A 7,152-nucleotide genomic window follows, 5' to 3' on the forward strand; every position below is an offset into this window, starting at 1 on the left:
CGGGCTCGCGATTGCTTTGATCGCGGGGCTTCGAACGCGGAGGAGGTGCGGGATGGTCCGGCGGTCGCTGGGTCGGCGGTTCGGATGGTTGTGGGCGTCGTACGCGGTCAGCGCGTACGGGTCGGGGCTGGGGTTCGGCGCGTTGCCGCTGATCGCGGTGCTGGTGTTGCACGCCGGGCCGGCTCAGGTGTCCATGCTGGCGGCCGTGGGACCAGCGGTCGGGGCGCTCGTCGCGCTACCGCTCGGGCCGTGGGTGGAGTTCCACCGCAAGCGGTCGGTGATGATCGCGACGGACCTGGCGCGGTTCGCGGTGATGGCGACGATCCCCCTCGCCTACGCCTTCGGCGTGCTGAATTTCGTTCAGCTACTGGTGGTCTCGACCGTGGTCGCCGCGGGCAAGATCGCCTTCAACGCCGCGATCGGCGCGTACCTGAAAGCGCTCGTCACGCCCGGGGACCTGCTCATCGCGAACGCGCGCTTCGAATCGACCACCTGGAGTTCGGTCGCCGTCGGACCGCCGCTGGGCGGCGCGGCGATCGGCCTGTTCGGTCCGGTCGTCACCGTGGTCGCCGACGCGTTCAGCTACCTGCTCTCCGCGCTCGCGGTGCTCGCGATCCGCGACCGGGAACCGCTCCCGCACCGGGCCCCCGCGAGTCGACTCCGAGCGGCCGATCTGCTCGACGGCTGGCGACACATCCTCGGTCATCGCGGCCTCCGGGCGCTCTACGCGAACCAACTACTGGTGAGCGGGCTGATCATGGCCACCGAACCGCTGCTGGCGGTGCTCATGCTCGACACCCTCGACTTCCCGCCCTGGCAGTACGGCCTGGCTTTCGCCGCGCCGTGCGTCGGCGGACTCGTCGGCTCGCGCCTGGCGAGCCGGGTCGTGGCACGCTACGGAACCCATCAAATAGTGCGCGTCGTCGGCACGCTGCGCGCGGTCTGGCTCGTCGGGCTCGCCTTCGTCCAACCCGGTGTGCTCGGCCTGGTGACCGTGATCGCGGTCGAACTCGCGATCATCCTCGCCATGAGCCTGTACAACCCGGTGCTGGCCACCTACCGACTCCGACACACGCCGCCGGAACTGGTAGCCCGCACTCTGACGGCCTGGTCGATCGGGAGCAGCGCCGCCATCGCCGTACTCGGCGCGCTCGGCGGACTGCTCGCCGCCGTGACGAGTCCTCGCGCGGCCATCGCCGTCGCGGGCGTGGCGATCCTCGCCGGTCCGCTACTGCTCCCCCGATCTCAAGGAAGTCGGCACCCCGTCGACGCCGTGATGGTCATCGACCCCGGGCTCGAGTACACGTTCAAAGAGACGGTGTTACCACCGTCCAGGTCGCCGCTGCCCTCGAAACCGACGTGATAGTGCGGTGGGTTCGCGCCGGGTGACATGTCGTCCGCGCCCACGGTGCGGGCGATGTCGCGGGCCGTGTCCTGGAAGGCGGGCCACGCGTCGGCAGGGACCGAACCTTCGGCGAGCAGGCGCGGCAGTCCGATGCCGATGCCGCCCGCCGAACCGTAGGTTCCCGCGCATGCGGCCTCGACGCGGTCACCGCTCCAGGTCCACCGCAGTTCCGGGGTGATCGCCGAGGCCGCCGCCGCGATCTGTTCCACGGCGGCACGCACCTGGATTTCGGCCTGCGCGGCCCTGGGCAGCGCGGCCATCTTCTCCGAGGTTCGCGCGATGTCCTCGGCCGACGGCGGTGACGGTGGGTAGCCGAGCAGGGTGGCGCAACCGCTCGCGCCGAAGCTCAGACACGCGAGGGCCGCGGCGGTGCGCAGACGGCCGGCCAATGGTCCCCTCCCCGGGCGGTCGCGGATTGTCTCCCGCCACTCTAGGCGGCGGAACAGGAAGCGGCCCCGTCGAGCAGGACTCGGCGGGGCCGCTGGTAGAGGGTCGACGTCCCACAAGCGCCTCTCGGCGGGTGGTCGCTCGCAGCGACTGATGGGGTGAGGCCCGGGGCTGTCCGGACGTCGACAGCTGGTTCAACCCGGTCGCCGCCCCACCTATTCCAGCGCCCGGATGTGACGGCGCACACAGGGTTCAGGGAGTGGCGGCGGCGCAGCGGCGGGCGAGGGTGCGGATCTGTTCGACCAGTTCGGGCGGTTCGGTGACGGTGAAGTCGGTGTCGATCGAGGTGATCATCCAGCCCAGCGCCCACGGCGTGTCCGCGCCGACGTGCAGCAGGCAACTGCTGTCGTCGACGGCTTCCAGGACGCCCATGCCGGGCCAGACACGGTCGGCGAGTTCGGCGGCCGAACGATGCAGGGTGACGGTGGCGCGGTGCGGCCAGGCGCGGGAGGAGAGTTGGTTGGACAGGTAGACGACGACGTCGCCCTCGGGCGGTGGGCGCGGGGTGAAACGCGGGCCGGTGGGGGTGCGCGGGCGCAGGCGGTCCATGCGGTAGGATCGCCAGTCCGCCGGTGTCGGGTCCCACGCGACCAGGTACCAGTGGCGGTTGAAGTTGACCACCGTGTGGGGTTCGACGTCCTTGGTCGACTGGCGGCCGCGCAGGTCGGTGTAGTCGAAGCGCAGGCGTTCGTGGCGGTGGCAGGCGTCGGAGACGGCGAGCAGGCGTTCGGGTTCCACGCGCGGCGCGGACGCCTCCACCCGGACCAGGGAGCGTTGCAGTCCGCGCAGACGGTGACGCAGGCGCGAGGGCATGACCTGTTCGAGTTTGGTGAGCGCGCGCAGCGCGGAATCCTCGAAGCCGACGACGGTGCCGCCCGTGGTGGTGCGCAGGCCGACGGCGACGGCCAGCGCTTCGTCGTCATCGAGCAGCAAGGGTGGCAGCGCGCTGCCCGCGGCGAGGCGGTAGCCGGCGGTCCCCTGGACGGCGTCGACCGGGTAGCCGAGTTCGCGCAGGCGGTCCACGTCGCGGCGCACGGTGCGGGTGCTGACGCCGAGACGGTCGGCCAGGTCGCCGCCGGACCAGTCGCGGGGCATCTGCAACAGCGACAGCAGGCGCAGCAGCCGAGCCGAGGTTTCGAGCATGCTTCCAGAATGCCCGCATCTTAGGAACAGAGCTGTCCTAAGGCGGTCCTAGGTTGCGGATATGACGAATTTCGCACCGTTCCGTATCGCCGTTCCCGACGCCGACCTCGCGGATCTGCACCGCCGGTTGGCGGCCACCCGGTGGCCCGCGGAACTGCCCGGCGTCGGCTGGACCTACGGCATCCCGACCGGCTACGTCCGGGAGTTGGCCGAGTACTGGCGGACCGGTTTCGACTGGCGCGCCCAGGAGGCGGCCCGCAATCGGCATCCGCAGTTCCGCGCCGAGATCGGCGGGCAGCAGGTGCATTTCACCCATGTGCGCTCGGCCGAACCGGACGCGCTGGCGCTGGTCCTGGTGCACGGCTGGCCCTTCGAGGACTTCACCGAGCTGATCGGACCGCTCACCGACCCGGTCGCACACGGCGGCGAGGCTGAAGATGCCTTCCACCTGGTGATCCCGACACTGCCGGGCTTCGGGTTCTCCGGCCCGACGGTCGAGGCCGGGGCCGCCTCGACCGAACGGAGCGCGCGGATCATCGCCGAACTCATGGCGGGGCTCGGCTATCGCCGCTACGGCGCGCAGGGCGGCGACGCGGGTTCGTTCATCGCGCCGCAGATGGGCCGGATCGACACCGAACACGTGGTGGGCGTGCACCTCAACGACCCGATCACCATTCCGTCCTGGGACGACGACGGCTCGGCCTACGACGACCGCGATCGGGAGAAATTGGCGCGGTTGCAGGATTGGAGCGCGCAGGAGACCTCCGGTTACGCGGGCATCCACTCCACCCGGCCGCAGACGCTCGCGCCCGCGGTCGCCGACTCCCCCGCGGGCATGCTGGCCTGGGTGCTGGACGTGGTGCACACCTACAAGAGTCCCGCCGCGGCCACCCCGACCGACGCGATCGATCGCGACATGCTGCTCACCAACCTGGCGATCCTGTGGTTCACCGACACCACCGGATCATCGATGCGCCTGTACAAGGAGTCCGAGCAGTGGGGCGCCGACCTGCCCGATTCCGGTGTCCCGACCGGGATCGCGGTCTTCCCGGGCAACAGCACGCTGCGCGGACTCGCCGAGAAGCAGAACACCGTGACGCGGTGGTCGGAGTTCGATCGGGGCGGTCATTTCGCGCCGATGGAGACACCGGACATCATGATCGCGGAACTGCGCGCGTTCTTCCGCGACCTGCGCTGAGTTCGTCCAGCCAGACCGTCATCGCGCTCAGGGCCCAGCGGAACCCGTTGAGCTGGTGTCGATTCAGATAGCCGTGCCACGAACTCGGCACCACCGCATACGAAGTCGTGACCCCGGCGGCGTCGAGTTCGGCGGCGAAGGTCTCCCCGGAGGCGCGCAGAGTGTCGTGGTCGGCGTCGAGCAGCAGGGCGGGCGGCAGGCCGGTAAGGTCGCCGCCGCCCGGAAACGCGCCGCCGTGCAACGCCTCCTCGTCACCGACGTAGTTGAGGTTGAGGCGATGCACGGCGGGCGCGGACAGTTGCCGGTAGCCGCCGAGGCCGCGCAGGCGTTCGCGCACCGAATCCGGCAGCGGCGGCAGTTCGGCGTGGTAGAGGCCGTAGCACAGCAGCATGCCCGCCACATCGGACAGCCGCTGCGTCGCGGTGACCGCCAGGCAGGCGCCCGCGCTGGCGCCGCCGACCACCATCCGGTCGTGCTCGTCGGCGAAAGCGCGCCCCGCGTCGACCACGTCGTCCAAGCCGGCGGGATAGTGGTTGTCGGTGTAGGAACGCGGCCACGGAAAGCGCGGCGCGAGGCGGTAGTCGACGGTGCGCACCGGACGCCCCGTCGCGGCCAGACGCAGCGCGACCTCGTGGGATTCGGCCTGATCCAGGTTGCCCCAGGCGAATCCGCCGCCGTGCAGCCACAGCACCGCCGCCGCGTCCGAGCGGATCTCCGGGGGGAGGTAGTCGCGGACGGGGATCTCCCCTCCCCGCCCCCGCACCGTCCGGGCCTCGATACGCACTTCGTCGATGCCCGCGGCGATCGGGCGCAGGTCGGTCATCGGACCGATAGGTCGTGATCTCCGGACATGGCATTCCTGAGCTGGCGGGATTCGGGGGTCACCGCAGCATACCGAAATCCTTCCGGATGGTCGCAGCCCCGAATCCTGTCGACCGACCTCCCGGGAACGATCACACCAGGTAGTCCTCGACTCGAAGGAACGCGCGTGCCTGCCCTGCCCCGGTGCGGTCAGCCGCGTCGGACCAGGCCGCGGGCAACGAGTTCGATCGTCACCGCGACCGCGACCGACTGGGCCAACAGCAGCGCGAGCAGCACCAGGATCTGCACCGCCGCGGCCTGATACGCGGACCCGCTCGCCACCAGGACGCCGACGAACGCGCCGGGCAGGGTGACCAGGCCGACGGTGCGGGTCTGGTCGACGCCGGGCAGCAACGCGTCGGGCGCGCGGGCGCGACGGGCGGCGGTGAGGACCGCGGCGGTGAACATGACCGCGAGCACCAGCAGCGCGGACCACAGCCGCTCCAGCGCGACGGCCAGCACCAGGGCCACCGCCCCGAGTTGGACGACCGCGCGCACCGCGGCCCCCGGCGCGACCCGGATCGGGCCCAGACGCGCCAGTCCGTACACCGCGGCGGTCGCGGCGACCAGAACAACGCACAGGATCACCAGGCCCGGCCCAGGTTGCGCCATCGCGTTCACGGGGCAGGGTCCGCGTTTCTCGGCGCGGCGTGGGTCGGCACCGAACCATCATCTCCGGGCGACGTCCGATCCGGTCGCAACCGCCGAGTCGGGCCGTCGGGGTTGCGCTCCCTCTCAGACCAGCAGCGCCCTGGTCTGGGCGCGTTCGGATGCCCGGTTCGGTCGCCCGCGCGGGCGATTGCTGTGAGAACGCTGAGAAGACGCGCTACTCAGCGTTTCTACAGCGCGCGGTGCACAGACTCACGAAGGTGAGCAACATCCCGCACACCCTGGCCGAGGTCGTCACCGAGATCCGCACGGAACCCGGGTCGGCGGAGATCGCCGCGTCGTGTGCCGCGGTCGTCGCCGGCTCGGTCGCGGTGCGAACGGCCGGGACAGACCGCGACGCGGTCCGACGCCGATGGGCGCTCGCCCGCGTCCTGGCACTGGCCGCCGCGTTGCTGACGCTCACCGCGCAGGTGCGGACGGCCGGGTGGGCGACCGGTCTCGACGGCACGGTGACGGACTGGTTCGCCGCGCACCGCGATCCCGTCCTCACCGGCCTGGTCCTCGTCGTCACCGATCTCGGCGGCCTGCTCGGTTCGACGGTCGTCGCCCTCGCGGCCGCGCTGCTGATCCGGCGCGGCGACCTCCATCCGCGAGCCCTGGCGCCGATCACGGCGACGATCGTGCTGGCCTCGACGGTCAGCACGCTCACCAAGACGATCCTCGCCCGCGAGCGTCCGCCGCTGCCGTACCGGCTCGTCACCCAGGGCGACTACGCGTTCCCCTCGGGACACGTCACCACCGTCACCACGCTCGCGGGGATGGCACTGCTGCTCTACACGGTCCGCCGCCCCGATGCGCATCGGATGACGATCGCCGCGACGATCGCGGGCGCGGCGGTGCTGCTGATCGCCGCGACACGGCTGTACCTGGGCGTGCACTGGCTGACCGACGTCGTGGGCGGGGCGCTGCTCGGCTCGACGGTGATCGCCGCCGCGGCGGCGGTGGTCCACCGGTCGCCCGCGACGCGCGCGTGGATCGGACTCGCGCCGCCCGAGGAGACCGAACCGCCCGCGCCTCGAAAGCACGCCGAACACGGCGCGACCCTCCGCTGATCGGCCCGCCCCCGGCGGTGCGCTGCCGGGTGGAGGTCGATCACGACTCGCGGTTGCACTGCTGACCGACGCTCACACGCCAGCTCACTACCGGGTGCGGGTAAACGACGCCTCAGGGCCGGGCCGCCAATCGACCCTCACACACCGGTGCGTTGCCGGTAGCGGCGTTCGGCGTAGGCGAGGTCGTCGCGCCACAGGCGGGTGGCGGCGTATTTCATCAGGGGCCGCACAACGGGCAGCGCCTTGCGGGTATGGCGGAAGCCCGGTCGCTCCGACGTCGCGATGACGGCTTCGACCACGGCGGTGCGGGGCCGCCCGTCCAGGCCGGGACCCAGTGGGGTGGCGTGGGTTTCGACCACGCTGCCCGTTCCTTCACC

At 71.4% G+C, this 7,152-nt stretch carries 8 protein-coding genes; 3 read left to right on the top strand and 5 right to left on the bottom strand.

The annotated features are described in order from the left end of the window. The first annotated feature begins 52 nt into the window (after nucleotides 1–52). Complete coding sequence (locus ON30_RS32655) at nucleotides 53–1,363, top strand: MFS transporter (RefSeq protein WP_083911864.1); 1,311 nt, start codon at nucleotides 53–55, stop codon at nucleotides 1,361–1,363. Here the strand turns inward: ON30_RS32655 and ON30_RS38260 are convergent. Further along, nucleotides 1,246–1,794: an LppA family lipoprotein gene (locus tag ON30_RS38260; protein WP_083911865.1), complete on the bottom strand. Its 549-nt coding sequence runs from the start codon at nucleotides 1,792–1,794 to the stop codon at nucleotides 1,246–1,248. The genes ON30_RS32655 and ON30_RS38260 overlap by 118 nt on opposite strands. 250 nt (nucleotides 1,795–2,044) lie before the next feature. Beyond that, nucleotides 2,045–2,995: a helix-turn-helix transcriptional regulator gene (locus ON30_RS32660; protein WP_040713949.1), complete on the bottom strand. Its 951-nt coding sequence runs from the start codon at nucleotides 2,993–2,995 to the stop codon at nucleotides 2,045–2,047. A gap of 61 nt (nucleotides 2,996–3,056) precedes the next feature. Here ON30_RS32660 and ON30_RS32665 point away from each other — a divergent pair, with 61 nt between their 5' ends. Next, the gene (locus tag ON30_RS32665; RefSeq protein WP_040713951.1) at nucleotides 3,057–4,193 is read left to right on the top strand and encodes an epoxide hydrolase family protein; all 1,137 of its coding nucleotides are present in this window, start codon (nucleotides 3,057–3,059) and stop codon (nucleotides 4,191–4,193) included. Here the strand turns inward: ON30_RS32665 and ON30_RS32670 are convergent. Both ON30_RS32670 and ON30_RS32675 read right to left on the bottom strand, forming a co-directional pair. Then, nucleotides 4,150–5,016, bottom strand: coding sequence for an alpha/beta hydrolase (locus ON30_RS32670; protein WP_051030311.1), 867 nt, complete (start codon nucleotides 5,014–5,016; stop codon nucleotides 4,150–4,152). The two genes, ON30_RS32665 and ON30_RS32670, sit on opposite strands and share 44 nt — an antisense overlap. A gap of 188 nt (nucleotides 5,017–5,204) precedes the next feature. Beyond that, the gene (locus ON30_RS32675) at nucleotides 5,205–5,666 is read right to left on the bottom strand and encodes an ABC transporter permease (protein WP_040713985.1); all 462 of its coding nucleotides are present in this window, start codon (nucleotides 5,664–5,666) and stop codon (nucleotides 5,205–5,207) included. A 257-nt stretch (nucleotides 5,667–5,923) separates the two neighbouring features. Here ON30_RS32675 and ON30_RS36755 point away from each other — a divergent pair, with 257 nt between their 5' ends. After that, a complete protein-coding gene (locus ON30_RS36755; RefSeq protein ID WP_157184029.1) occupies nucleotides 5,924–6,775 on the top strand; it encodes a phosphatase PAP2 family protein in 852 nt (283 codons plus the stop codon). A gap of 137 nt (nucleotides 6,776–6,912) precedes the next feature. On the opposite strand, the gene ON30_RS32685 is transcribed toward ON30_RS36755, so the two are convergent. Beyond that, the coding region (locus tag ON30_RS32685) for a DUF5914 domain-containing protein (protein ID WP_245554318.1) at nucleotides 6,913–7,152 on the bottom strand (240 nt) is incomplete at its 5' end.

Origin of the sequence: Nocardia takedensis NBRC 100417 (genome assembly GCF_000308695.1) — a bacterium.
Classification (GTDB): Bacteria; Actinomycetota; Actinomycetes; order Mycobacteriales; family Mycobacteriaceae; genus Nocardia; species Nocardia takedensis.

Excerpts from the sequence above, each read along its gene's own strand:
- ON30_RS32655 (WP_083911864.1), top strand. The coding sequence starts at position 53 with ATGGTCCGGCGGTCGCTGGGTCGGCGGTTCGGATGGTTGTGGGCGTCG.
- ON30_RS32660 (WP_040713949.1), bottom strand. The coding sequence starts at position 2,995 with ATGCTCGAAACCTCGGCTCGGCTGCTGCGCCTGCTGTCGCTGTTGCAG.
- ON30_RS32665 (WP_040713951.1), top strand. The coding sequence starts at position 3,057 with ATGACGAATTTCGCACCGTTCCGTATCGCCGTTCCCGACGCCGACCTC.
- ON30_RS32670 (WP_051030311.1), bottom strand. The coding sequence starts at position 5,016 with ATGACCGACCTGCGCCCGATCGCCGCGGGCATCGACGAAGTGCGTATC.
- ON30_RS32675 (WP_040713985.1), bottom strand. The coding sequence starts at position 5,666 with ATGGCGCAACCTGGGCCGGGCCTGGTGATCCTGTGCGTTGTTCTGGTC.